A 24,439-nucleotide genomic window follows, 5' to 3' on the forward strand; every position below is an offset into this window, starting at 1 on the left:
TCACCTGCCACGGAGCGGACAGGTTAAGAATATGAGCGTAGAGGGACTTTTCGTCCATAGCGGTGACCTCTGGCGATTAAATACACCATCATCATGCCTTCAGCCACCACAACAAGGGAAGACCCATATCCGAACAGGTCTTTAGGGTGTATAGATGAATAGCAAAGATGAATTAGGCGGTATGCGTGAACTGACATCCTTCAAGGTGGATCACAGTTGCATGGGAAACCTCATCATCCTACGGACTTCGTTTGTTGATACCCCAGAGGCTATTGGGCTTGAGAATGTTCCTGTCTACCCTGACCAGGATCTGATGATTCGCCTAAGTATGGCGAAATTATTAGTACTGGAACTTCAGAAACGTATCGATTACATCGAAGCCGGTATTAAGAATACACAGGATCATTAGCTCATTATGTAAGGTACAAAAATGTTTGTAGAACTCATTTATGACAAGCGCAATATTGAGGGGCCAGCGGGCTCAGGATGTCATACCTTCTGAGTTGACCAAGCGTGTTCATACCGTTTTACCAGCCGCCTCAGTGCGCGTAAAGCCGATGCAGGCTAACCGCGATCAATAACCTGTTTGACTGCTTCAGTTTTAAACTCTTCGGGATAGCGCTTACCACTCATGTGCACCTCTCTTTAAGCCATCTTAAATGACTCTGAGGTGTCTGTTAAAACCGTGGCGATTCAGTTCAAGTAATCACATGCCACCGGATGAATATGAAAACCAGTATTATCAAAGCCTCGAAAATGTCTAGATTATCCGTGCTGATTAAGTTGTCTATAATCGCGACAAAGTTTATTATTAGTCATTTATACATCAATAGCATACAAAATAAATGCATCTATTGTTAACGAATAGCCTCCACAGGGCTTCAACATATTGACCATTGACAGGAATGAGTTACATGAGAGGGAAAAAAATCACAGTGATAGTTGCAGCAACACTAGCCATTACACTTGGTGGTGCATGGGTCCGTTATGAACATAAGGGTAAACCTGATTATGTACAGGATGCTATTTCTCGACTTAACTCATATCTCGGGAGCTATTATGGCCCTACCGAATGCTTAAGTAAGATTATTCAAGACAAGCAATGGCAAGTAACCTGTATTGTTTCAGGCAAAGGCAAATCCTTTACATTTGCTGTTATGCCTGCCGAACAAGCCCCCTACACAGTTGCACGTTCATTTTATTTAAAAGCAAAGGACGTAAACTCTGAAGAAGCGGCACAAGTGGGACTCATGAAATATTTACAAATAGATACCAAAGACCCGGCTATCTTATAAATTAAAGCAACACGCTTTCCAAAATCTTGCATGAACACTGACTAACCAGCCGCACCCGTTTTTGTATACAACGGGTTGTGGATCCTATCCTAGATATCAAGAACCATCTGAATAGCACCTATCCCTTTTCGCAACCATAATTCCTGCGCAACTAACGAACTGAAACGTTAATACATTCGTTGAAGAGAGTGACCCAACCGGCCTTTGGCCGGTATTTGTAAAAAAAAACGCCGAACCGGGTTTCATGGTAAGCGTACAGCCAGGACCGCCCGCAGAGAACCCGCAAGCCCTCAGTATAAGCTGTGAGATAACTTTCCGGCACGAGACGCTCCGCCTCAACGGCACTGTCAGCGAAAAGCTTCTAACTCTGCTGATACAGGAACTGAAGCGATGATCCCGTTACCGTCACTGCCCATTCTGGCGGAGTGGGTTTTAAGCCAAGTCGCCATGCGGCCAAGCGCGCGCCCATACGCCTGCAGCATCTGCTTTTCAGTGGCTTTCAGATAAACAGCAAGATTGGATATATTCCCGAGGTCAATTAAAGGCTTATTTCCTGAGGTCATCGCATGCGTCCCTCACGCAAGGGGGCGTGCTTACCGGGCTGACCACGCGCGAGCGTGACAGTGCACGTGCCGGTATCATCAGGGCCTACTTTCACCACCCAGAAGGGTTCACCGGCAACGCTTTCTGCATCGCGCTTTTTAAGCCCAGCTAAAAGCGCGGTTTTAACGAATACCCGGATGCGCAGAACGTTACCAGCACCATGAAAATAATCAGCTTCTTCCAGGTGTTGACGTAGCGAATGACCGCCAGCGCGCGGACAGCCTGTTCTTGTGTTTCGTCCATAGGGTTCCGTAGTGCCTGACCGGCACTCCGGAGGCTGGGAGGCTGAAGTAAAAAAGGTCGCCAAAGCGACCCGGGTTACTGAAAAACTTAGCAGCAGGTTCCGATAGTGTGCCATTGTCCAGTTACCGCATCCAGCTGTTGAATGGGGACTCAAATTACCATATTGGAATCGACATCGATTCTTTTAATGACGTAACCATCCGGCCCCTTGACATCACCATTAAAACGAAATGCGGTTTCCTGACCATAACGAGCATTACCAGACAGGACTGGCAGCGGTGGAATTGTAAACTTATTCATAAATTACCCTTTAATGCCGACTCCTCAGCACCGGGAATTTATATGAGATTAAAAAAAATCATCTTGCCTATGAGTGCTTAAATTTCGGCTAGCCTCAACGATGATCCGTCAGTCTCTATGCGAGCCCAAATCAACTCACCTGACGCCTCAATCCCTATACCCGTGTCTTTCCACATATTAACCTCAGCATAGTTTAACGGCGGGCCACCGCCGGCTGTGCCAGCAGCCAGATATCGGCAGGGTATTCAGGAAACAAAATAGTGCTGTGCAGCGGCCACATCACAATGACCACTGCTAAGACTCACCCTGAATGTGCGCCGAGCGTGGTGCGGGAATAAAAAAGCCCTGGCATCTGGGCTGATATTAAAAGTGCTGCAGTGGATGTCCGTCGCTCAGTCCATTAATCGTTATATGGTATTGTTCCTCAAGGCTTCAGCCTCAAGAAACAGGCGACGTTGCTCTGAAATCAGGTACGCAGTCGCCAGAGCAAATTTGCGCTCTATGGCGGCAACTGAATCCAGGGTGGACGCCGAAATGCTTACCTCAAATTCATTCATCACTTTGATAACAGGTGTCACAGATATGTTCTCCGTTAAAATTAAATGCCCACACTGCTATCAGCGGACACAGTTAATACTTCGCGGGATTACCGAGTATCTCCATCGGGAAGAGGTGTTACAGCTGAATACCCCTGTCAACTCGTTCCATGCCACAGCGTACTCCCGCACTGATACCCCCCCCGTAAAAGCTTACGGTGTCAGCGCATGCAGTGAGTGCCACATGCCCGTTCTGGTCTGGTTTTCATGTCAGTACAGCCAGCTGAAGCAAATAAAATCGGCTGAAAAAAATTCAGAATGGCGATTTACTGGCGAACCCCAGCTTCTGGGAACTTATCCGAAACTCATTGAGCCCGATGACTCCCCCTTCTACCCTGAAAAACTCAGGCCCGTCTTTGTTGAGCTTCAGGAAGACGTGCTTGCAAACCGGACGCCAGCCAGAATCATCACTGGATGCCGGAGCGTGATGGAAGTGGCGCTAAGAGCCCTGGGTTATGAAAGTGGTAATCTTTTATAGCGAATTGAAAAGGCCCGGTGCGATGGCATCCTGACTGAATCAATGAAGTGCTGGGCGCATAAAATACGCCCCGACAGAAATGAAGCCGTTCACGAGCTAGAGGCAAGCGATCATGAGGCAAGGGAATTCGTATCTTTTCTCCGACTTTTCCTTGAGGTTTCATTTATTCTTCCCGCACGCGTGGAGCGGGAAATCAGCAAAAATTGAAGCCGCCTCACCATCTGAGCGGAATTTACAGTAAATCAAACGCAAAATCCCCTGAGGATGCCAGGACTGGGATTAAAAGCGCTGTGGTGGCTGGCGTCGATAGGGCCATGCGGTTAGCAGCACAACCTGTCTAATGATCTCACCTCGTTCGGTACGTTTAAACCTTGTCCCGGACTGATATTTATTCAGCCGTATCGACCTACGGATTCACCACAGGAAAGAGCATTCAGCGAGGATTCTTGCGAACCCGGAGACTCGATCACCTGCAAATACTCTTACCTGTCGAGCAGAAACAATAAAAACCCGCAGAAGCGAGGTTTCAATGGAAACGCTTTCTCACGACTCGGCTTAAACCATCATCGCAGACAGAAAAGCAAAATCTGGAGCGGTCAGCGGGAATCGAACCCGCATCATCAGCTTGGAAGGCTGAGATAATAGCCATTATACGATGACCGCATTTGGTGCCGACTACCGGAATCGAACTGGTGACCTACTGATTACAAGTCAGTTGCTCTACCTACTGAGCTAAGTCGGCGTTGGTGGCCCTTGCTGGACTTGAACCAGCGACCTGGCGATTATGAGTCGCTCGCTCTTACCACTGAGCTAAAGGGCCTGAGATATTGAGGTGCCGGGTGCCTCCCGGTGCAACAATTCTTAGCCACAACTGGTGCGCGTTCTGGGATGCAAGACTTTTAAATCAGGCTAATAGCCCCGCCGCATAGGGGGATTCACCGCAACTGAGATGGCGCTACAGCTGAAGGATTCATTTTCGCCAGAAGCTGCAACGCCATCTCAGTTGCGAGCGGAGAATATATAGGCTTAATCAAAACAAAAAAGCACAAAAAAATGCAAAGAACGGAACAAAACTACAACCTTTAGAAGTTTGATTTTTATATTAACTTTGCTCTCTGTATAGAGCAGTTTTAGATTCTGGTCGATTTTCAAATGGAAAATGTTTCAATCATGGGGGCTGCCGACTTCTCATCAAGACGCCAGCCATTAATCGTTTTCCGGGCATTAAGAATATCGCTGAACCAGTTTTCATTCAGACACTCATCGCGAAAGCGTCCGTTAAAACTCTCAATAAATGCGTTCTGCATTGGCTTACCTTACTGGATAAGCCGTAGTTCCACACCATGCTCAAAGGCCCATTGATCGAGTGCGCGGCAGGTAAATTCCGGGCCCTGATCGGTTCTTATTGTCGTAGGATAGCACCGAAACAGCGCGATGCTGTCCAGAATACGCGTGACCTGAAGGCCTGAAATACCGAAAGCAGCGGTGATCGTCAGACGCTCCTTCGTGAAATCATCCACACAGGTCAGGCACTTTATCCTGCGACCGTTGGCCAGAGCGTCCATAACGAAATCCATCGACCATTTAAGGTTCGGCGCATCCGGGCGCAGAAGCGTAAATCGTTCGGTCGCCAGCCCTTTACGGCGTCGTCTGCGTTTACGCTCAGTCCATTAAGGTGGTAAATACGGTATACCCGCTTGTGATTGACGTGAAGGCCTTCCTACGCAGCAACTGCCAGATGCGCCGATAACCAAAACGTCTGCGTTCAAGCGCCAGCTCAGTAATACGCCCTGATAAATGTGCATCAGCAGCCGGACGCTGAGCATCATAACTGCAGGTCGACAGGGACAAACCTGCAAGCCAGCATGCACGACGTTGCGACAGACCGGTCTCATCACACATCAACAGCACGCCTTCCCGCTTCTGGTCTGTCGTCAGTACTGTCTGCTCAGGGCCACCTGAAGCGCCTCCATATCTGGCATGGCTTCGGCCAGCAGCTTCTTGAGTCGTGCGTTCTCTTCCTCAAGCGACTTCAGGCGCTTAACCTCGTGCACCTCCATGCAGCCATACTTTTTACGCCAGGTGTAAAATGTGGCATCGGAAATAGCGTGTTTGCGGCAGAGCTCGAGGGCAGAAACTCCTGCTTCGGCCTCGCGGAGAATACTGATGATTTGTTCGTCGGAAAAACGCTTCTTCATGGGGATGTCCTCATGTGGCTTATGAAGACATTACTAACATCGGGGAGCAGGTCAATGGGCCTGATGAGATCTCTGATAAACTCTGAATTAAGATGCGTTTAACTTGCTGGTAATGGAGGAAGGCATTGAAATCAAAAAGTACGAGAAGATTATCATCAAAACATAAAAATATCTATAAATACAACTCAGCAATTTGGTATTTCAAATGCATTTGCACAAGCACTATCTGCACTAAGCAATGCTTGATTTAAAAAGTTGTGTGATAATTCATTCGATAATTTTAATGATGGTTTTTGAACCCAACTACTATCGCTGTTGACACGCCATTATTTATAATGGGGAATATTTCCTGCTTTTGCTATAGATTCGAGGTATTTTTTCAATTCCAAAAGTATCAACAATTTCTTCTGGTCAGTCTTGCAATTATTTTCACTATTTAGAATGAGCATGTTTACGTTATCAATTTGATGATAAATTCCATAACTGTAATTAGTCACACCATTCCATAAGCGACGCCACGATTCTGTCTCTGTACCATATAGTTCTTTGTTCATTATAAAATCCTCTTTTGGCTACCTTATCTCAATTGTTTTTCACATCCTCTCACTACATTTAAGCATACCAGCCCTTTGTTGAATGACCACTTTAAGATATTTCGTGCGTTTTTTTTGTGTATTGGTTCTTTTTTTTCAAGATTAAGACAAAAAATGAAGAGTATCATCTTTTTTATCTATAAAACTTACAGTTTTACAAACAATAATCTCGCCAATTTTTTATATCCTTTGTAACTAATTGCGAAGCATGTGAATACTATCAATTTGTTTTCCTTTTGTATTTCTCATAAATGATAATCACTCAAACCGATACGATCAACGTTTTGCATAATCCCATTGCTTTACCTGGTTACATGTTATTTAATTACACATCGCATGGTGTTTTTATGCACATAAACCCATAGGGTTATGTGGTATAATTATTATATGAAATATTATCGAATTAAGTTTTTTTATGTGTGTGACTAAAAACCTTCATTGAAATTTCAACCTGATACTTATGATGTCCTGGGTATATAACATGATGCAAATCATTATAATTTATAGAACACTCCAAAGTGTCTTTTGCAAACTATTTTCAAAGTGCTTGTTCACTGCTTCTTAGTGCCTTCTATTGAATATTAAATGTTAGTTCAATCAGGCTGCTATTAAATTAAGCATTAAGCGCCTGAGACTTATCCATCATCTTATGCTTTTATTATCTTAATTTTTTAGAACGAGATACTCTTTATGATTAATATTGTCATCATCACAGATAATCACTATTTTGCTATTGGATTAATAAAGTGCATCCATGATGTATTTAATGATGATTTTGTAATAATCAGCCGAACCAATTTCGAAAATTACAAACATCACATGATTGATTTAGATGATGGAATTAAAAGTTACTTCAAAAATATTATTTTGTGTGAGAAAGATGTTTATAGCATTTTAAAAAACTCCTCTTGCGTACCCAACTATAAAATAATTGATGCCTCAAAGTCAGTTAATGAATTGTATCGTAACCTTTCATTCGACGGTGATGCTAACCAGTCATATGTTAACAAAAAACTCTCACCCAGAGAATTGACCGTATGTAAACTTTTTAAGAATTGCGAAACGGATGATAAAATTGCTGCTGACCTGAGAATTTCAAAAAAAACGTTAAGCTGCCACAGAAGAAACATCATATCTAAATTAAAATTAAAAAACAAAAAGCAACTTTATCTATTCTGTCAAGCGCTTTGAATGCACACTTATTTTTGACTGGCTATTAATGAACGATTATTTCTTAACACTTTCATTAAATCTTTTCTAACACTGCTCTTTTCAATTCTTTCCATTACATAAATGTAGATATCTTCCTGTCTAGATATTAGGTTTTGCGCGGATAACATCTTGCATATACTAAATTTACTCGTTATCAAATCATTTGCTTTGCAAAGCCCATAGAAACTGCATGCACTACTAATGGTGGTTTATTTGAAGCATCGTACAACATCTTGCATTTTTGATGCTATCCAGTCTAAACAGATATATGATGATGAAGGTAATATACTTCAGCTCAAACAGAGAGGTCTGGCCCTCTCAGACCGTAGTGCAGAGTACCAATCGATTGTTCAAAAACATCAAGCTGTTAATATATTGTATTGCCAGCGACATTATTTATGGAAAAAATTGTCGCCTGAGCGAGAGTTCTATCATTACAAATTTATCGTTTTGATATTTTCAACTTATCCAGATAACAATCCTATATTTTGATGCTCATGACACAATGAGACTAAACGTTTGCTGATTTGTCAATTCTAGTGTGCCTGGACATAAAGAAAGCCATCAATCGAAATAAATGTTATTAATTTTATTGCCTGATTTGCTATTTGGAATAGACATTTGTCGACTGGAGAAATTCAGAAAATAGTAATTAAGTACAGTCACAACTGACTACCTTGTGTTTCGTGTGCAGAACCACAAACAGTCAAAAATATTGACTTAACGAAATTCAAAGACTTGTGTTGCACTATTATTATTGAATCACTAATTGTCCCTGACAAATTTTCGTAGCATTTAAAGAGAAATCGCAAGGTCAGCCTCCTTAAACCGACGTTATCACTGATCTGATACACGGTAAACCAGAGGCGAAGGTAATTAAATGAGCATTATGAAGGATGATTCTGCGAGCAATCGTATGAGACTGTAAGTAATTTTTTATAACCAAATGACGCACTGCAGGTGACTTAACTCGATACAAAACAGCTCAGCGTTCTGAATTGGCATACAAATTTTTTTGGCTCATCCACGACTGGCAAATAAATTACTTTTTGCACCGGGTCGTCATTAGAGAAAACTGTTCTCATCCTGATGTTTGTCCTGACCACACTGTTCAGCGACTCTATGGCATTCGTTGTGTAGACGTTCTTTTTATATCGGTGGGTAGTTTACGAACGTATTGAGATTTTCGTGATTGCCACGCCAGCTTTTGGTGATTTGCGTGTATCGGTCGTCCCAGTCCTCCTCGAACTTATCATTTGCTTGCAGAGTTGTATCTTCCGTTGCTGTGGCTCAACGGCTTACAGCACCCCTGTGTTTCACAATTACATTTCAGGCTGTTGCGCACAGTATGGTAAATGCATAAACGGATATGCGTCTACGAATAGACGCTTTTATCGCATTCAGGAATCTTACAGACTGTCCAGGAGGCAAAGGCTATAGCTCATCCTCCTTTGTATATACAGTGAAGTCAGCTTAAACATTTCTCCCTGAGAAACGTTTTTCATCTTTTTCCTGAGAAAGTGAAGCATCTTCGGTCTTTGAAAGAGATGATACTGAAACATATTCACCTGTTGTCATAGACATAGTTCAAGAAAGCAGCACGGCAACACTTGCGAGTAAAACGCTTGAAGGGCTGCTTTTCGCCGACGAAACTCAAAGAACAAAGCGTGCTGTCGATATAATTCCGTCATTTGCCTCAGTACAATCATCTGCATAGTACGTCAGTGTCGGCAACTGGTTTAGTGCGTACGCGAACACTTTCGCCAGCTCTGATTGTCGCGACAGGGGGTCACCTTTTCACGTAGCCAGCTTCGAGGAATTTCAGCCGAAATTTCGTTTTCAACTGACGTTCGGCAAGGGGCTGCTCCTCCGGCACTCCCCTTGCATCTGCCTCTGTGGCTTACCGTTCGCCGATCCGTTTCAGGGATTCTTCTGTCAGTACTGACGGGGTATGAACGTGCACATCATGGTCTTGCCGCTGGCGTTAGCCCAGTTGGCTGCGTCCGTTATCAGGCTATTTCGGTATAGCTTGTTGAATCCGGGGCATCTGCATTGGCCTGCAGCGTCAAGATGGGGCCGTGGGGCGCTGCCTTTTCTGTAGGCGAACCACACTACCGATGCCAGCGCTGACCCGGCGTAGCGATCTTCAAGAACGTGCGTCCACAACAGCACTGTCTTCGTTTTTTTGTTACCCGTCAGCAACACCGGAACAGGTGTGTCAGCGGCATTGAGTTTACCGTCGGTCAGTACATAGCCCTGAAGCGCTTCTTCCGGTGGTGTGGCAGCAGCCGGCAACACGTATCCACCCAACCCGACAGGAGTGAGCGGCTCACTTCTACTCTGAGGCGGTTGTATATTTCTGACTGGCGGTACAGCGGGGTGTGCTCTGCATACTTTCCGGGTCCTGCAAATACCCTGCCCGATGGGGAGCGAAGGCGCTGCGCTTCAGTCTTCGCCCAGGTAGCTATTCGAGCTACCACCCGCCGGGCAGCAGAACTCGACTGGCTGTATGCGTTTTTCATCGCGGGGGAGTGATTAGGAAAACGGTTTACGGATTTGGGGGGGTGTAGCGGGCGCTGCACTGTCGGGTCATCCACCCGGCCAGTAAGCATATCGCTTTCTTTGTGTAGCCAGTTCAGGTTAGCTTCCATCTGTGCGATACGGAGGGAGACCTTTTCGGAAGGACTGCGAAGTTCATCCGGCGGAGTTGATCCAGTTGCGACGGCAGATAGTCTGCTTCACGCTCCCGGTTGCTCAGATTTTCCTGCAATGCTGATGTTTCAGCAGAAGAATGTCGTCAGAAGATCCATTGTCCATTTCCATGATTTTAGCAGGTCGGTTCTGCAACAACCTGGATAAAGAGGTCTATAGAATGGTCAGGGAGGTCAGCAACCGCTTTGGCTGTCGCAAGTCGATGCCTTCGATCAGCTTCGCCAGCTGTACCTGCGTCAGGAACACTTTGCCATCACATGCCGACAGCAAGGCGAAGCGGCCGCACTCAAGGCGTATAGACAGCAGGCACAGACCGTCGCAGGCAGACCATGACTGCCACAGCTTTCCCGGAAGATGAAGACGTGGCCGGACATAGGGGATGCCAGAAACCAGTCAGACCTTTGTACCTGATGAAAGCGGGAGCGCCGTTTGAGTTCCTGGTCAGGAGACTTTCACTGCCCGTCAAGTTCAGGTTGGGCATTCCGTGCCGGAACGTGACTTCACAACTGATATTGAGAGCTTGCTGGACCTCTGCAGGCAGTTCAGGCTGCTCCGCCAGTAATGCAGCAGGGGCATCAAGTGTTACAGGGAGTTGCTGAGGGCTTTCTGGTGAAGGCAGCGGTAGCTTTCCTTCACGCGGTTGCTGACACCATTTGAGCAACAGACTGGAGTTCATGCTATTTTCAAGCGCCAGTTTTGATATCGACACACCAGGTTCAGTGGAAGTCGCTACAAACTGCTGCTTAAATTCGCGGGAGTAGTCAGGGCAGTCGTTACACCTGCTGGCAGTTACATTTTTATGCGTATCGCCACTATGGTTCCCACCACTATTTTTCTGCGCCCCAGATCCTGGACACCACGTTGTCGAGTTCATCAGATTATGACCAGACATTTCTCGCTGTACGCTTACTTTTCTTACCGGGTAGTAAGTTCTGGCGATTAAATGCACCCTTATTATGCCTTCAGGCACCACAACACTGGGATGCCTACATAATGAAAGGCCGGGATTCCGGCCTTTCATTGATTAAATATTCATGCCATTTAATAAATCATATTTAAATCTCATGCAGTATATGTGACTCTTATGATTTATTGCACTAATTGTTTACTCACATGCAAAGTTAAGCATTCCCCATCTGTTTTTTCCTGCGCTACCATCTTCCCCCCAGAAATAGTAATTAGATACATGTGGATCGGAACCACCATATGGAGTTGATGTATGGTAATATGCTGTTTTCCAGCCATTATAATTGTAAAGATTTCCCCACTCCTTATAAATGGCATGATACACACCGAGTGTCAGGACTTTTGCTCCTTTATCAGTGCAAGTTCCATATGCTGATAGACCAACATATCCTGGCTCGCCATAAAAGGCCGCAAAGTCAGATATATAAGAGATCCAGTGTAGTAAGGATATTTGATAAACGGCTTTCTTTCCTTCGCTGTCTTTACCATTAATTGTCATTTCACCCGGTGCTGTATTAAAAGTCAAAACATCATCTTCAATGGTTACGCCGCTTAAGTCAGAAGACCACTTAACAGGGCCTTTTGCACCGGGCATAGATAATCTGATTTTTGCCCCAGGCCATGCATATAAAGGACTTTTTGTTCCAAAAGAAACATTGTTGACATTCGTCCCGGAATTATCTACTGCAGTAGCAGTTGCCAGTATCACTTCCGGTGACGGAGATATTGCAGTTATTGTTAATTTTTCGCTAACAGTACCTGTATTCGCTGTAATCAATATATCACCAGCCTCTTCTGCAGTGAGCGTTACTTTAACAATACCATTTGAATCAGTCACTGACGTCGAGCTGACAGGTTTTGCATTAGGTGCAGTGATGGTTACTTCCAGTCCCTCTAAGCCCTTTCCATTTGTGTCGGTTACTGTTGCTGTGATGTTGGCCACATCCTTACCATCCGCAATAATCGTTTCAGCATCAGATGATAAACCGAGCATCATGTTCAGTTCAGAAGCAAGAAACACAATGTCTGTATTGGCTTCCTGTCTTCCTGCTTTTGCGGTAATCATTGCATTACCTGCTTGACTGGCCCGTATTTCATTGCGAGCGCGACCATTTTTGTCGGTAATCGAATAGAGTTCAGAAAGGGCTCCGGCAGTCGACGACCAGTCCACTTTGATTCCTGATAATGGTTGACCTGCCATATCGCTTACGAAAGCTGTCAATTCCGCTGTTTCTTCCCCATTTGCTGCAATTTGAGGTTTATCAGCCTCCACTTTAATCTGCAGTACTTTATTAAAGATGATGGAGGAAGTACGAATTTTCTCGCCCCGGACATCAGCTGTAACGGTTGTTTCCCCCTCTTGCAGACTTGACAAATTAACCCGTGATATTCCATCTTCTGAAGTTATCGTTTCTGTTGCACTTAATGTCCCCAGGTCTGTTGACCATTGTACTGCAGCCCCTGGGAGTGGAGCGCCTTGCATATCACGAGATGTAAGTGTAACAGTAACAAAATCGGCACCATCAGCACTGGCCACGGATTTACTGGTAAATATACTCAAGTGTGGCTGATTGTCTGTAAATTTAACATTGGGCGCCAAAAATTGCTGATTTCCAACGCTTGCTGTGACGAGTGATTCCCCAGATAACTTGCTGGAAAGATAAACAGTTGTCTGCCCATGAGGATCAGTTCTGGTTGAATTTGCAGTTAACTCGCCTCCTGTGGTGCGCCAGTTAACTTGTCTGTCTGGAATCTCTTCGCCAAGTGAATTTTTCAGAATTAATGTGAACTTGACTCGGTCTGTGCCGTCAGCAAGTGCCATCAGTTTGTCTACTGTAAGATTTCCAGAAAGCGATGAAATAAAATTGACACCATCATGCATGACTTTCTGACCAGAACTTGTTGCTGTCACATGATAGATGCCAGAATCAGTGCCACGAAGAAAAACGGTAACATTTCCATTTTGATCTGTGGTACCGGCATTGGATGACAAAACTCCATCATCAGTGCTGAACGAAACATATTCATTAGCCACCCCTGAACCCTGAACGTTACTGACATTCACTTTCAGTGTAGCAAAATCATAACCGTCCGCGATGACATTATTTTTGTCGGCAGTAATGTTCAGTATGCGCTGTGATACAGTAACACTTATTTCTGATTCAGCCAGTTCTGATTTATTGCCATGGTTATCTATTACATATCCAGACAGTATGACCGGTTGAGATGAAAAAGGAGGGAGCTGGAGAGAGATTTTTTGTGGAGTTGCACTAATAACACGACCGCCTGCCTTAACGAGTTGGGTATCGTTAAGTTTGATGTTGTCTACATGATACTTTGATTTGATGACTGGCGTGAAGTCAAACGTTGAGAGTTCCTCTCCCATAATTCTGGCAGGAAAAATCAGTGACAGGACATTTTGCTTACGATAATCAAGGAGCACATTGTTATTACGGCTAACGAGATCAAGTTGTTGCCCTGTCAGACTTCTTAATGAGGAAACAGAGTCTGGCGTCATTTGTTTTTGCAATGACATCCCCGGGTTGAAGGTGAAAGCAAGCGTGAACATCGCTTCGTTATGACCCGATTTTACGTTTTTCATCTCCGTCCCGAGTGTGACCATCGGAACTGGGGTATAGTTAATTCCTACTGTTGTTGCGAATGGATTTTTCGTTCTGTCATCATGCCCTATGAGAGCAACCTCATCACCATAATATTGCTCAAGCATGAGACGCCCACCTAGCTGCGGATAATGAGGTAACCATCCTTCCGCACGGATATCCCAGCCATCAGCGGGACGTTCATCATAATCAGTATACTCACTGGAGGAGTGCCATCCTGATATACCCTGATAAGCATTGACTGATAACTTCATATAATCATGCAAGGCCTCGCCCCCCACCCCCAATCGGTGATTTGGGCTATTCCATGTTGCATCCCAGAACAGGTTATACCCCAGCCCCCATTCTTTACCAAAGAAGCGCTGCCCTCCTCCCAGATTTGTAGTGATATATCCATCATTATCTCTGAGGCCTAACTGAGTGAAAAAGGTACGATGCTCGCTTTTCAGAAAAGGATACAGTACATCCACTGAGGAATTATCAAGACTGAAATCGTTGTCCAGTTCCAAATTAACCCGCGCCGTACCACTATAACTTAGCCATGACTGAATGAGCGATGCAGCCTCGTTTGAACTCATGCGTATGGCTGTGTCAGGTAAAGAGCCCTCCTGGGCAGCTCCGGCCAGTGTTGTGACAGCCACTGGTAGATCATTAGCAGAAGAAGAGGATAATACTCCATTTTTCGCGGGATCATCTCCTGCATGTGAAGGCATCATTATGAAAAGAATTTGAAAAGCCAAAAGCAAAGCCAAGACCAGTTTCATTCTGGTTGACATATAAACCTCCATTAGTCAATCACATCTTCCGTTATTCGAGAGCGGTTTATGTGGATTATGAAAATCCCCAAAAGCAATAAATTGCCCGGCAAATAAGATGTAAAAAATTCTAGTTGAAAGAAAATCATCAGATTGATCATGCCTCCATATTATTTTTTAAAAATGAAAGCACTGTCGTTTCTGAGGCCAGGGTTATATACAAAACTCATTACTCCAGTTGATTCAGTTGCTCCTTAACTCATTAATTCATTGGTTATTTCACAACTAAGAAAAAATTGAAATTGCTTTTAATAATTTGTAAATAAAACAATCCATTTATCCTTTTAGAGAATATACCCAACTACATTTCAAAAAAATTCATTCGTCAAAAAATAGCATCCCCCACGATCTAACGGATAATCAAAAAAACACAATTTAAATGAATGCTAACTTGAGAGGAAGTTTTAATTAACACAATCACCAGGGTTGACTTATTGTGATTTAATATGGTGCATCTGCCACCACTATATACTTCAGGTGTAAAATAAATAATATTCCGGACCAGCGAAAATCGCAGGGTGTTGATTTTCTATGAAATAGCTGAGGGGGATTAATGGTGTAAAATAAAGCATTGCCTAGTGGACAAATGCACTTAACTATGATTGAAGTGGTGCTACTATAAGATCAATATTGTTGGGTTTGGGGTGTTTAAAATACATTATGGATAATTACGTTGATTTCGAACCTAATCGGAACCTTATAGAGCAACTGTCTGAGTGTGGTACGCGACACACAATATATGCCGCTCCTCATCAAAAAATAACGTTTCAGGATAAATCACAATCCTATATCTATATCATTCAGCATGGCATTGTTGATGTCAGAAGAAAAAAAGATGACATTATAGTGCTAACGACAAAATCGCCATCAGTGCTGGGTTTGACCAGTCTATTTTCGGATGTTTATTACCATTATTTATCTACGGTAACTGAGGCACAAATAATTGCTATTAACAGACTTGCAGCAATGGAATATTTAACCAGTGAGAGTTTATGGCAGGAAGCCGCAAAAGTCTTGTGTCAAGCTTCTCAGTTTTACTATCAGCGCGATGAGGTTGTATCCGGGAATACCGTTTATGATGTAATAAGAAATCATCTTGAGATACTTTGGCGATATCCGCAAGGAGAGCGAGAAAAAATATCTGTTTTCGATTTTATCATGGGCCGTAGTAATATATCACGTAGCTCCCTCAACAAAGTGCTAAAAGACCTGTCACTTGGGGGGTATCTCATATTACAAAGAGGTAAACTTCTTGATTTAAGGAAGTTGCCAAAATCATACTGAATCTCACTAGTTAGCGGAAAAAGTCACCTGTTATGAGCATATATATTCTTAGCTCATTCTGTATATTGTCTTTATTGCTTGCACGATACTGATTCAGATATTCAATTTGACTATGAGTGGCACTACCCTTTAGTGTGTCTTAAAGGGTAGTGCTGTATAGATGGAAAGTGATTAATTATTATAATAAAAACAGCTTCTTTTGGCTGGAACGTAGAGTGATTCACAGGATTCGCCACTCAAAACTCAATGTTAATTAATTGAGTCAATTGTGTTAAATATCACCAGAACTACTTTGTTTGCATTCAATAAAATGGCCACCCAACAAAAGACAACTAAGAACAAAAAATATAACGTCTTTTGAAGCATTTTTTTCGCCTCATATCAGTATGCTGAATTTATTGCCAGGTCAGAATGAGTGATGCGGATGCGCTAAAGGGCCTGTTGCTATTGATTCTATAGGCGTTGTGTCAAGGCGGACCGGAGTGAAATCCATTTGCAACTGGTTAGAGCCAGGAATGAGATTTACAGGAGCACCCGTGGTATTTGTCATCACATTGCCCCCTAATTTTGTCACAACCCCTAACCCAGGATTTGATGTGCTGATGTGAGCATCTCCGGAACCCGCAACTGGTGTAAAGTTTAATGCTGCGGAAGCCGTAAGTCTAGAACCTGCAGGCCCAGTGCAATTTACATTCACGTTTGTTGTCGTCACACCGTAACCTCCTGGTTGGGTTCCAATCTGAGTCCTGTCAATACTGTCACCCAAAAATACATCCAGGGGTTGGCCGCCGTTGATAGTACATGAAACTGCACTCCCCAATGGCTGTCCATCTGAGCATGACCACGGCTTTCCTGTACCATATAGTTTTCCTGTACTAATATGCTCAAGTGCATAACAAATGGAATTCAAAGCAGCAGCACCTCTTGGTGTTGCTAATTGTATACCGAATGGGTCCCCATGTGGTGTATATTGTTTCGATATTGGTGTGGTTGTAACCAGATTCGCGATATAAGGAGCAGGAGTGTATTTTATCATGTTTTGCTTGTTACAAATATTTTGGTTGCAACCGAGTACAATCCATCTATAAGCTCCAGCCTCAGGAGCATAGCCATCCGACACTACTTCGAACGTTGTTCCACTTGCTGCGTACCTTACACTCATAGATGATTGATAATTGTTTGTAACGTTTACTGCATTGTACAGAGTACTAATTGCACCTGATTGCCAACGCCAACCATAATAATTTATGCTTGTGTTTGAGTCGCCATACCAGGAACCTCCATTTGGAGTTAACGGTTTTGGATTACTAGGGATATAACCTCCGTTAAGACTGGTTGTATAGCTTATGTATTGAATCACGGTTGTACCAGCAATAGTGTGCGAAATTGTAGATGGTATGAGCATGATTACCATAACCATAACCATAACCATAACCACTAAGGCTCGGTGAATAACTTCTCTTAAATAGCGCTTACACGCACAAAATTAATGGTTTATAAGATGCATGTTATTAAATCCGAAAATTATTTATTTTTACAAAGTGCTGTAACTAGTGTTGTGGACAGATACTGAATTATTTTGTGAAGAAATGAATATGTGTTAATTAAGAAATCATTTAATCACGGTGTATTTGAAACATAAATCATAGAAGATATAATTTATAATTTCTACTTGACAGCAAAATTATGGGCATTCCATCAGGATTACTGATAAGCAACTTCAAATGTGGCAGTAGCGGAAAACGGCCCACGTATTATGCTCTCATTTTGAATTGCATCAGGTTCCCCCTGAACATAAGCCTTGAACTCGAACGTGTTCGCTCCACTACTGAATGTATAGGGTATTCCTGGTAGGTTAACAGGTAAAGGAATACCAAGGTATGTCTCAATACCTACTGCAATTCCGCCTGCTGTCCCTGTCGTTTCGATGAGACCGGGAAGTGCATTATTTTCAACACCACTGAACGTAAAAGTAATCAGTGATGATTGTGAAGCGTCACAATCCGTCAGCTTGATATAAAATGGTGTCCCTGTAGTTCTACCATGCAAGTAAAATACTTTTTCGACGATGGTCCCAAAATCAACATCAATTGCTGTGGTTTCAAGGGTGCATGGATTACGGACAAGATTACCGTTAAAGTTAAGGTTATCCTGTATTGCAAATGCTGGCTGTATCGTGAGACATAATATTATGTAGAGCATACCTCGTCGGAAAGCGTTCATCAGTAGCGTATTATAAATGATTTTCATCATGTCCTCACTGATACTCAACGGTCATTGTCGCAACGGCACTAAACGGTTGCGGTGAAAGATCTTTCTGAAGGCTTTCTTTTACTGGTACAGCGGTAAAAGAAAAAGAAGATACTCCCAGTACAGTAGTACTGATCGGTACATTAAGTGAAAACGGCTGTCCGCTGGACTGAATTTCAATTCCCAGCCCATCTGCATCCGTCACTAGCGCCGCTGGGTTCCATGGCTGCACGGTACCACTGATTGAAAGATTCAGCGGCATATTGTCAGGTGCTCCGTGGCAATCCACAGAGTACGGAATATTTTGCATGTAACGGATACCATCAACCTTATCTACACCAACATCGCCAAAATCAATATCGGTAACCCTGTCGCCATTCAGTGTACAGGGGCTGTAAAGCAAAAACTGTCCCTGAAATGTTGTTTCAATCTGGTCACCGACCTGGGCGGCATAGCATGATTCGGATACCGTCATCGCCAGAAAGACAGAAGATAATCTCAAAAAGGCCATTACGTTTCTCACTCTTTGCCCCTTTAGTTAAATGCAAGTTCGAGTGTACCAGCAGCATTAAACTTATCCCCGCTAATGATATTACCAGTAGTGCTTACCTGAACCAGCCTGAACTGGAGAGTCGGGTTTTGCGGTGGTTGCGGGAAATTAAAGTACTCCCCCATAGACTGAGGTACGCCATTATTCAGTAACTGAATAGCAACAACACCTGTACTCGTCTCAAGTACATTTATGCCACCGAAAGTTTCGTAGGAGCCTGTTGTGGATCTGAATCGCATCTGTACACCAGAAAAATCACCGTCACACTGAACTGGTGCGTTAAAATCCTGTATATAATCACCACTAATCTGTAGTGCACCACCAGATACACTTGTCATCACAACTGTTCCAAAGTCAATAGCAACTGGGCCGTTATCGACAAAGGTGCATGACCCATCCTTGTCAACCATGAACGTGCCTTTAAAATTTACATCCAGTGAATCACCCGTTTGTGCCGCTTGTGAGATATTCAGGACACTGAATGTCAGGACGATGAGAAGAGCAACATAAGCAACTAATTTCTTTTGCATCATATTGTACCTCATATTAGTTAAACGCCATCAGCAGAGTTCCTGCTGCAGTAAAAGTGTCGCCACTTGTTGTATTGCTGACGCTTCCCGTCTGACGAAGGCGAGCCTGAATTACAGGTTGTGACGTAGTGGAAATAGAAACCCAAACGTCCATACTTTGTGGCACCCCATTCCATAATAACTGGATGCCAACACCTGATTTACTGGTTGTCATGGTATCGTTTGCTGCATCCGTGGTCACATATGTACCTGTGTTAGAGGAAAATTTCAGCTGTAATAACCCTGATGTATCTCCGTTACATGTAAAATTGCTGGCAATGTCCTGCACATAATCACCATTAATGACTGCGGAACTGCTACTGTCGCTGACCAGAACTGTCCCAAAATCAATCGTCAACGGTCCATTGTTGTTAAAAGTACATGATCCATTAGAGACAACGGTTCCGTATATATTGATATCCATTGTTGCTGTGTTAGCCTGGACTGACACTGCCTGGAAGAGCATGACTGGAATGATTGTTAAAAACATGGTCAGCCGAAGACGCTCAATTAAAAACTCAGTCATAGTTCACCCTAAAATCAGCGACAGCACGAAATACGCCAGTTGTCAGTGGCGCAGGCGTTCGCACGGCAGTCACTGTATAAACCAACTGGTTGTCTGACGGTGTTAGAAACTGTGGAATCCCTTTTTCACCAGGCATCACAAGATGTCCGGAAGGATCCTGCAGCTTCAGTGCAAGTCCCGTAACGCCACGAACCGAGATCAACTCAGGCATATGAGGATCAGCAGGTGCAACAAAACTGAGTGTCACCACCGGTTGTAAGTCATCCCATACGTAAGAGTCTGCATAAGGGAATTTCTGTAAACCGCCGCTTCGCATACAGTCGTTAAATCGCAACACAAAGGGTACCGGCAATGCAATATCACCTGTTTTCATAAGACGACCTCGTGGTATTGCGCCAAGGTCAATCTCCTGATATTCAGATCTCATATCCAGCTGACATGCACCCTCAACCAGTAGACCATGAACCATTAACTGTCCATGATTGTCATTCATCTCTGTCGATGGCGCAGAAAATGCAGTCCTGCCGAACAAAGTGGCTGACAGTAGTAGCAGCAGGTGAAATCTGGAATGGATCAGTAATATCCTGGATAAACTGAGTGCGCACATTTTTATAGTCATTGCCTTACCTGTATTTATTTTATGGCAGAACTATCATGCTGCCCCGGGCAGCAGATCACCCGGCTTTTACGCTATCAACCGCGCAGTTATTTCCATTGCAGTTAAAGAGAAGTTGCGGACGCCCACCGAAGTCGTTAATAAAGGTCAGAACTGGATGTGAGCCTACAGACGATGCGCTTACACCTAGATTACTTTCACTTTTCGGGGCGACCATGAATGGATGAAAACCGGTAACGGTATCAGATTTTTCAGATGAAGATGCCGCGACAATAGTGACGTAATATGGCGTCGGATTATTGACCTTATACCCATCACCTGAACGTATTAAAGTGAGTTTTTTCTGGGCTTCGTTTAGATCACCTTGCTTTATAGCTATTGATGTTGGGCGATAGAACATTTTCACACGTGTCTGAAGTGCAAGCTGAAGCGTGTTCGGCTTTGAGCTTTTTGGCGGTATCTCGCGAACATTAAAATAATAAAGAGACTCACGATCTTGCGGCAAAGAGGCAAGATTGCTTGTGCCCTGGATTTTAACTTGTCCCTTTTCACCACTTTCAACACGCTGAAGTGGTGGAACGGCAGTCAGTGGTGATTCAATTTTGTTACCGGCAGCATCCTCTACCCATGCCTGAGCAAGGTATGGTAAGGACTTATTTTGATTCGAAATTGACACGGTAGTGGATGTCTTCCCGCCCTCAAAAATCACCCGAGTCCGATCCAGTGCAATCGCTGCGTCGGCATTTTGAGTAAACATGAGGAATGTTGCTATCCCCATTACCCGTGTTACATTTTTGTATGCAGTTTTCATGAATACTCGCTTATTAATCAATAACAACTTAATCTGACAGATCATACTGAGTTTCTGTTCAGCGAAGAGGAATTATCATTCAGTTTGCTGAAACCAGACTGCATGGAAGCAGCATCATACTGTCTCGTTTTATAACGTTTGAAGGCAGTGTGACGCGGCACTTAACAGCCCCCCCCCATTTCACATCCATGATTTCGCCAGGCCGCATACCGGAAAGCCATACACTGCCCCCATCATTAACGATACCTGTCTGTGCGCCATCCTGATTCGACAGTTCGGCACCAAATGGAGGCGAAGAACCGTCCTGAAGTCGAATGGTTACCATGGCTTTCTCGCCTGAAAGTATGCCGAATTTTCTGTAGCCAATGGCACCTTCTGTAAGTGTTCCCTGAACAACTGAGCGCGTGGCTTCAATATCATCTGGCAGTTTATCAAGTGCGACGCTGACGGAGTTACGATAATAACTGCTCACATCTCCGACAACTGCCTTACCGAAGTAATTACTGGTAACTATTCCACCATTGCCATTTACAGGAACATCACTCACCCCTCCGGTATCGACAAGCATGCGTGTTCCTCCTGCTGAAGAAGTGCGATGCAGGGCCGCGCCATTTGCTGTTGCTGTCAGGCCGCCCTGAAGTGACATACCGAAGGCGTTATATTCACTGCCCGTAAAGCTGGCATTGGTTGTCAGACTAGCCAGTTCACCTTCATGACTGAAATAGCCATCACCGGTGCCTCTGCCATCAGACGTAGTACCTGCATTTACTCTGTAAGTATTGTTGGCGTCAATACGGTCATAATATCCAACTGTATTTGAATTCTCACCGTTACTGAACTGACCGTTATAACTGACAGTACCACTGTCTCCCGTAGGGAGGCTGAGGCTCACATAAACACCATCGTCTTTAGAGTTATCATATTGTGTCTGGTAAGCCGACACGCTCAAACTGGCATTTTTTACAGGGCCCATATCAAAATACTGGGAGGCGGAGAGGTTCCATGTATCTGTCGCATCCCTGTCCCAGTATGTCTGGTGGCTGTAGTTGAGGTAGAGGCTAAGGTTGATATCACTGAACTGTTTGTTAAGCGTTACTGTGTACATTTCTTTATCATTGCCGGCACTGACATTCCCTTCATATCGCGCTTGCAGGAATTGAGACATGCTCATAAATTCTCGTTCAGCAAAACGATAGCCGGCAAAAGTGACCTGACTGTCATACTCATCAAAACGCTTTGAATAACTGAGGCGATAGGAGCCCCCGCGTTTCATCTCGCCATCCTGCATTTCTGCACTTGACTCTGTTACGTCAAATGACAATGCACCAAAGGCGAGCAGGTCTCGACCAATACCTATTGCAAGCGCATTGTATGCCGCCGAGAATATCCCGCCGCCATACAGTGACCAACCATTGTTTACACCCCAGGAAATTTCTCCTGTTGCAAAATTTTGCCCCTGAGAATGGTGCTCGTAGTCGGAAGGTTTGCCCATGGCAAGCTTATAACGCACAAGTCCCGGACGTGTAAGATAGGGGATATTTGCAGTATCAACATCAAATGTCTGAACAGTGCCATCCTGTTCTTCTACTTTTACATTGAGCTTACCCGAGACAGCGGAATTAAGGTCCTGAATACGGAACGGGCCTGAAGCGACGGTTGTCTCATAGAGCACTCGCCCTTGCTGACTGACTGTCACTTTGGCATTCGTTTTTGCAACACCGGACACTTCAGGAGCGTAGCCTCTGAGGTTAAGCGGAAGCTGGTTATCATCTGTTGAGAGCGAGCCACCGGTATACCGGAAACTATCAAACATAGATGAGTCAAGGTAGTTTTCACCCAGCGTAAGCTTCGCACGTAAAGAGGTAATGGCTCTATAGGCGTAATAGCGCACCCAGTCAAAGTTACTTTGAGAGCCACCAGTACTGTTTTTATTGTACTGAGACTGCCAGTCGCCGCGAAGTCGCCATGCACCCATGTTAACGCCAGACGTACCGTTACCGCTGACAGAGTCGTTTCTGCCACCACTTTCCTGGTGAGTAGTCATTGCATTCATATTGTAATCAAACAACATGCCCGCAATGCCGTTATCCCAGCGAGAAGGTGGCTCCCAATTATCTGAAGTGTATTCAACAAAAGCCTGAGGCAAGCTTATATATAATGCATTCTGGCCCAAATCCGGGCGAATTGTCATACCTTCGAGTGCATCAAGGGAAAGGCATTGTCCATTATGCGTCCATGAAAGGTTTCTGTATGCGCTGTCTTTGAGACCGAAATCTTTAACAATTTCCGGTGTCAGACAGGCCTGGCTTCCTTTCGGGTCATTTTCTGGGGGAATAAAATCAATTTTTTGCTCCGGAAGTTCAGAGCTATTGACACGAATAGCAAGCTGATAGGAGCCTGGCATGAGGTAGCCAGAACGAGAAAATTGACCCAGATCGATTTTTGAGCGATCTTTTACATCAAGCACATCAGTGTTAAATTGCACTGCATCGTCTGCAAAAACAAGACGACAAGGGAACAGTACGCTACACATCACTAAAGCAATAGGCGCAAGCCTGAAATAGAAATCAGGTATGCAGTCATGCTTTGTTTTTTTTTTAATTATGCTCTCTGAAATCATTTAGTAATAATCCACTTTAAAACGCAGCACCGCACGATACTCACCCGCTTTTAAATGCCGGCCATTTCCGACGAGAGAAAGCACATAAAGCAGCACATGACTATTCGTACTTTCCAAAGATGAGGTAAATGGCAGGCCTGGACGAGCGATATTCCCTTTGATGTCAGAAATCTGTAAGCTCACGCCAGATGCTCCATTGACGTTAAACAGGTCGTCTTTGGCTGGGCCTTCAAATGTGGTCTGAAAATGTTGATTTGAACTATTGTCTTCAAATACACAATTTACGAGATGCAAAGAAAATGATTTTGACAGCGCAGTGCGAGTTCTGATGACTTCGCCCATGGTCGCAACGCCCATATCAATGGTTTGGTCACGATCTTCTGTTGCTATGGAACACGAGGAGCTAATAATGCTACCTTGCATGCTGACTCGGCCTTCAAATAAACCAAACATCTCCTGAGTACTTGCAAAAGAAGCACTCTCAGTCATGCAGAGAATTATCATGCAGCGGAGCACTATATTATTTATTAATTTCATTTTTGTGCTTAATGCTGTTATGTATAACGCAGGCGGCCGAAGCC

The 24,439-nt window shown here is 44.1% G+C and carries 22 protein-coding genes, 3 tRNA genes and 5 pseudogenes; 6 read left to right on the top strand and 24 right to left on the bottom strand.

What is annotated here, in order from left to right; genetic code table 11:
• Positions 1-154 precede the first annotated feature (154 nt).
• From JBO43_RS13990 to JBO43_RS14000, 3 genes and pseudogenes are all read left to right on the top strand, one after another.
• Positions 155-409, top strand: a complete 255-nt coding sequence (locus tag JBO43_RS13990; protein ID WP_202668758.1) for a hypothetical protein — start codon at positions 155-157, stop codon at positions 407-409.
• Between the two features lie 21 nt (positions 410-430).
• Positions 431-569, top strand: a pseudogene (locus JBO43_RS13995) (DinI family protein); the annotation flags it as partial.
• A gap of 345 nt (positions 570-914) precedes the next feature.
• A complete protein-coding gene (locus JBO43_RS14000) occupies positions 915-1,295 on the top strand; it encodes a hypothetical protein (protein WP_202668759.1) in 381 nt (126 codons plus the stop codon).
• Positions 1,296-1,642: 347 nt separating this feature from the next.
• Here the strand turns inward: JBO43_RS14000 and JBO43_RS14005 are convergent, their stop codons facing one another.
• The 4 genes from JBO43_RS14005 to JBO43_RS14020 all read right to left on the bottom strand — a co-directional run bounded on the left by JBO43_RS14005 (position 1,643) and on the right by JBO43_RS14020 (position 3,019).
• On the bottom strand, positions 1,643-1,858 hold the full coding sequence (locus tag JBO43_RS14005) for a hypothetical protein (RefSeq protein WP_202668760.1): 216 nt from the start codon (positions 1,856-1,858) through the stop codon (positions 1,643-1,645).
• Between the two features lie 148 nt (positions 1,859-2,006).
• The gene (locus JBO43_RS23095; protein WP_269154285.1) at positions 2,007-2,141 is read right to left on the bottom strand and encodes a hypothetical protein; all 135 of its coding nucleotides are present in this window, start codon (positions 2,139-2,141) and stop codon (positions 2,007-2,009) included.
• A gap of 150 nt (positions 2,142-2,291) precedes the next feature.
• Positions 2,292-2,441 carry a hypothetical protein gene (locus tag JBO43_RS14015; RefSeq protein WP_202668762.1) on the bottom strand — a complete coding sequence of 50 codons (150 nt, stop codon included), beginning with the start codon at positions 2,439-2,441 and terminating at the stop codon, positions 2,292-2,294.
• Between the two features lie 407 nt (positions 2,442-2,848).
• Entirely contained in the window at positions 2,849-3,019 is a 171-nt protein-coding gene (locus tag JBO43_RS14020; protein WP_202668763.1) for a hypothetical protein, read from the bottom strand.
• Positions 3,020-3,221: 202 nt separating this feature from the next.
• Between JBO43_RS14020 and JBO43_RS14025 the strand changes: the two genes are divergently transcribed.
• A complete protein-coding gene (locus JBO43_RS14025) occupies positions 3,222-3,515 on the top strand; it encodes a hypothetical protein (protein ID WP_202668764.1) in 294 nt (97 codons plus the stop codon).
• Between the two features lie 588 nt (positions 3,516-4,103).
• Here the strand turns inward: JBO43_RS14025 and JBO43_RS14030 are convergent.
• The 5 genes and pseudogenes from JBO43_RS14030 to JBO43_RS14050 all read right to left on the bottom strand — a co-directional run bounded on the left by JBO43_RS14030 (position 4,104) and on the right by JBO43_RS14050 (position 6,267).
• Positions 4,104-4,178 (bottom strand) — tRNA-Gly (locus tag JBO43_RS14030).
• Between the two features lie 3 nt (positions 4,179-4,181).
• A tRNA-Thr gene (locus tag JBO43_RS14035) sits at positions 4,182-4,257 on the bottom strand.
• A gap of 2 nt (positions 4,258-4,259) precedes the next feature.
• A tRNA-Ile gene (locus JBO43_RS14040) sits at positions 4,260-4,335 on the bottom strand.
• Between the two features lie 352 nt (positions 4,336-4,687).
• Positions 4,688-5,713, bottom strand: a pseudogene (locus JBO43_RS14045) (IS3 family transposase); the annotation flags it as partial.
• Positions 5,714-6,039: 326 nt separating this feature from the next.
• Entirely contained in the window at positions 6,040-6,267 is a 228-nt protein-coding gene (locus tag JBO43_RS14050) for a hypothetical protein (RefSeq protein ID WP_202668765.1), read from the bottom strand.
• A gap of 729 nt (positions 6,268-6,996) precedes the next feature.
• Between JBO43_RS14050 and JBO43_RS14055 the strand changes: the two genes are divergently transcribed.
• Positions 6,997-7,497 carry a LuxR C-terminal-related transcriptional regulator gene (locus JBO43_RS14055; protein WP_202668766.1) on the top strand — a complete coding sequence of 167 codons (501 nt, stop codon included), beginning with the start codon at positions 6,997-6,999 and terminating at the stop codon, positions 7,495-7,497.
• Between the two features lie 986 nt (positions 7,498-8,483).
• Here the strand turns inward: JBO43_RS14055 and JBO43_RS23190 are convergent.
• The 6 genes and pseudogenes from JBO43_RS23190 to JBO43_RS14080 form a co-directional block, all read right to left on the bottom strand.
• Positions 8,484-8,660, bottom strand: a pseudogene (locus JBO43_RS23190) (transposase); the annotation flags it as partial.
• 288 nt (positions 8,661-8,948) lie between these two features.
• Positions 8,949-9,213: pseudogene (locus JBO43_RS23195) on the bottom strand (VIT1/CCC1 transporter family protein); the annotation flags it as partial.
• Positions 9,187-10,335: pseudogene (locus tag JBO43_RS22990) on the bottom strand (IS66 family transposase); the annotation flags it as partial. The pseudogenes JBO43_RS23195 and JBO43_RS22990, both read right to left, overlap by 27 nt.
• Positions 10,336-10,383: 48 nt before the next feature.
• The gene (gene tnpB, locus JBO43_RS23125; RefSeq protein ID WP_202668803.1) at positions 10,384-10,623 is read right to left on the bottom strand and encodes an IS66 family insertion sequence element accessory protein TnpB; all 240 of its coding nucleotides are present in this window, start codon (positions 10,621-10,623) and stop codon (positions 10,384-10,386) included.
• On the bottom strand, positions 10,517-11,251 hold the full coding sequence (locus JBO43_RS14075) for a transposase (RefSeq protein WP_331251896.1): 735 nt from the start codon (positions 11,249-11,251) through the stop codon (positions 10,517-10,519). The genes tnpB and JBO43_RS14075 overlap by 107 nt, the downstream gene beginning before the upstream one ends.
• A gap of 84 nt (positions 11,252-11,335) precedes the next feature.
• Complete coding sequence (locus tag JBO43_RS14080) at positions 11,336-14,593, bottom strand: Ig-like domain-containing protein (protein WP_202668768.1); 3,258 nt, start codon at positions 14,591-14,593, stop codon at positions 11,336-11,338.
• 699 nt (positions 14,594-15,292) lie between these two features.
• Between JBO43_RS14080 and JBO43_RS14085 the strand changes: the two genes are divergently transcribed.
• Positions 15,293-15,916: a helix-turn-helix domain-containing protein gene (locus JBO43_RS14085; protein ID WP_202668769.1), complete on the top strand. Its 624-nt coding sequence runs from the start codon at positions 15,293-15,295 to the stop codon at positions 15,914-15,916.
• Between the two features lie 406 nt (positions 15,917-16,322).
• Here the strand turns inward: JBO43_RS14085 and JBO43_RS14090 are convergent, their stop codons facing one another.
• The 9 genes from JBO43_RS14090 to JBO43_RS14130 form a co-directional block, all read right to left on the bottom strand.
• The gene (locus JBO43_RS14090) at positions 16,323-17,336 is read right to left on the bottom strand and encodes a hypothetical protein (RefSeq protein WP_202668770.1); all 1,014 of its coding nucleotides are present in this window, start codon (positions 17,334-17,336) and stop codon (positions 16,323-16,325) included.
• A gap of 284 nt (positions 17,337-17,620) precedes the next feature.
• Positions 17,621-18,169: a fimbrial protein gene (locus JBO43_RS14095; protein ID WP_237730059.1), complete on the bottom strand. Its 549-nt coding sequence runs from the start codon at positions 18,167-18,169 to the stop codon at positions 17,621-17,623.
• 4 nt (positions 18,170-18,173) lie between these two features.
• Complete coding sequence (locus JBO43_RS14100; protein ID WP_202668771.1) at positions 18,174-18,689, bottom strand: fimbrial protein; 516 nt, start codon at positions 18,687-18,689, stop codon at positions 18,174-18,176.
• Positions 18,690-18,700: 11 nt separating this feature from the next.
• Positions 18,701-19,249, bottom strand: a complete 549-nt coding sequence (locus JBO43_RS14105; protein WP_202668772.1) for a fimbrial protein — start codon at positions 19,247-19,249, stop codon at positions 18,701-18,703.
• A 13-nt stretch (positions 19,250-19,262) separates the two neighbouring features.
• The gene (locus tag JBO43_RS14110; RefSeq protein ID WP_202668773.1) at positions 19,263-19,811 is read right to left on the bottom strand and encodes a fimbrial protein; all 549 of its coding nucleotides are present in this window, start codon (positions 19,809-19,811) and stop codon (positions 19,263-19,265) included.
• Positions 19,804-20,430 carry a fimbrial protein gene (locus tag JBO43_RS14115; protein ID WP_202668774.1) on the bottom strand — a complete coding sequence of 209 codons (627 nt, stop codon included), beginning with the start codon at positions 20,428-20,430 and terminating at the stop codon, positions 19,804-19,806. The genes JBO43_RS14110 and JBO43_RS14115 overlap by 8 nt, the downstream gene beginning before the upstream one ends.
• A 55-nt stretch (positions 20,431-20,485) precedes the next feature.
• Positions 20,486-21,238 (bottom strand): fimbria/pilus periplasmic chaperone, encoded by a 753-nt coding sequence (locus JBO43_RS14120; RefSeq protein WP_202668775.1) that lies wholly within the window; start codon positions 21,236-21,238, stop codon positions 20,486-20,488.
• Between the two features lie 79 nt (positions 21,239-21,317).
• Entirely contained in the window at positions 21,318-23,858 is a 2,541-nt protein-coding gene (locus tag JBO43_RS14125; protein ID WP_202668776.1) for an outer membrane usher protein, read from the bottom strand.
• The gene (locus JBO43_RS14130; protein WP_202668777.1) at positions 23,859-24,347 is read right to left on the bottom strand and encodes a fimbrial protein; all 489 of its coding nucleotides are present in this window, start codon (positions 24,345-24,347) and stop codon (positions 23,859-23,861) included.
• Positions 24,348-24,439: the final 92 nt, after the last annotated feature.

Origin of the sequence: Lelliottia jeotgali (assembly GCF_016771845.1) — a bacterium.
Classification (GTDB): Bacteria; Pseudomonadota; Gammaproteobacteria; order Enterobacterales; family Enterobacteriaceae; genus Enterobacter; species Enterobacter jeotgali.

Excerpts from the sequence above, each read along its gene's own strand:
- JBO43_RS13990 (WP_202668758.1), top strand. The coding sequence starts at position 155 with ATGAATAGCAAAGATGAATTAGGCGGTATGCGTGAACTGACATCCTTC.
- JBO43_RS14000 (WP_202668759.1), top strand. The coding sequence starts at position 915 with ATGAGAGGGAAAAAAATCACAGTGATAGTTGCAGCAACACTAGCCATT.
- JBO43_RS14005 (WP_202668760.1), bottom strand. The coding sequence starts at position 1,858 with ATGACCTCAGGAAATAAGCCTTTAATTGACCTCGGGAATATATCCAAT.
- JBO43_RS23095 (WP_269154285.1), bottom strand. The coding sequence starts at position 2,141 with ATGGACGAAACACAAGAACAGGCTGTCCGCGCGCTGGCGGTCATTCGC.
- JBO43_RS14015 (WP_202668762.1), bottom strand. The coding sequence starts at position 2,441 with ATGAATAAGTTTACAATTCCACCGCTGCCAGTCCTGTCTGGTAATGCT.
- JBO43_RS14025 (WP_202668764.1), top strand. The coding sequence starts at position 3,222 with ATGCCCGTTCTGGTCTGGTTTTCATGTCAGTACAGCCAGCTGAAGCAA.
- JBO43_RS14050 (WP_202668765.1), bottom strand. The coding sequence starts at position 6,267 with ATGAACAAAGAACTATATGGTACAGAGACAGAATCGTGGCGTCGCTTA.
- JBO43_RS14055 (WP_202668766.1), top strand. The coding sequence starts at position 6,997 with ATGATTAATATTGTCATCATCACAGATAATCACTATTTTGCTATTGGA.
- JBO43_RS14075 (WP_331251896.1), bottom strand. The coding sequence starts at position 11,251 with ATGAAAGGCCGGAATCCCGGCCTTTCATTATGTAGGCATCCCAGTGTT.
- JBO43_RS14080 (WP_202668768.1), bottom strand. The coding sequence starts at position 14,593 with ATGTCAACCAGAATGAAACTGGTCTTGGCTTTGCTTTTGGCTTTTCAA.
- JBO43_RS14085 (WP_202668769.1), top strand. The coding sequence starts at position 15,293 with ATGGATAATTACGTTGATTTCGAACCTAATCGGAACCTTATAGAGCAA.
- JBO43_RS14090 (WP_202668770.1), bottom strand. The coding sequence starts at position 17,336 with ATGGTTATGGTAATCATGCTCATACCATCTACAATTTCGCACACTATT.
- JBO43_RS14095 (WP_237730059.1), bottom strand. The coding sequence starts at position 18,169 with ATGATGAAAATCATTTATAATACGCTACTGATGAACGCTTTCCGACGA.
- JBO43_RS14105 (WP_202668772.1), bottom strand. The coding sequence starts at position 19,249 with ATGATGCAAAAGAAATTAGTTGCTTATGTTGCTCTTCTCATCGTCCTG.
- JBO43_RS14110 (WP_202668773.1), bottom strand. The coding sequence starts at position 19,811 with ATGACTGAGTTTTTAATTGAGCGTCTTCGGCTGACCATGTTTTTAACA.
- JBO43_RS14115 (WP_202668774.1), bottom strand. The coding sequence starts at position 20,430 with ATGACTATAAAAATGTGCGCACTCAGTTTATCCAGGATATTACTGATC.
- JBO43_RS14120 (WP_202668775.1), bottom strand. The coding sequence starts at position 21,238 with ATGAAAACTGCATACAAAAATGTAACACGGGTAATGGGGATAGCAACA.
- JBO43_RS14125 (WP_202668776.1), bottom strand. The coding sequence starts at position 23,858 with ATGATTTCAGAGAGCATAATTAAAAAAAAAACAAAGCATGACTGCATA.
- JBO43_RS14130 (WP_202668777.1), bottom strand. The coding sequence starts at position 24,347 with ATGACTGAGAGTGCTTCTTTTGCAAGTACTCAGGAGATGTTTGGTTTA.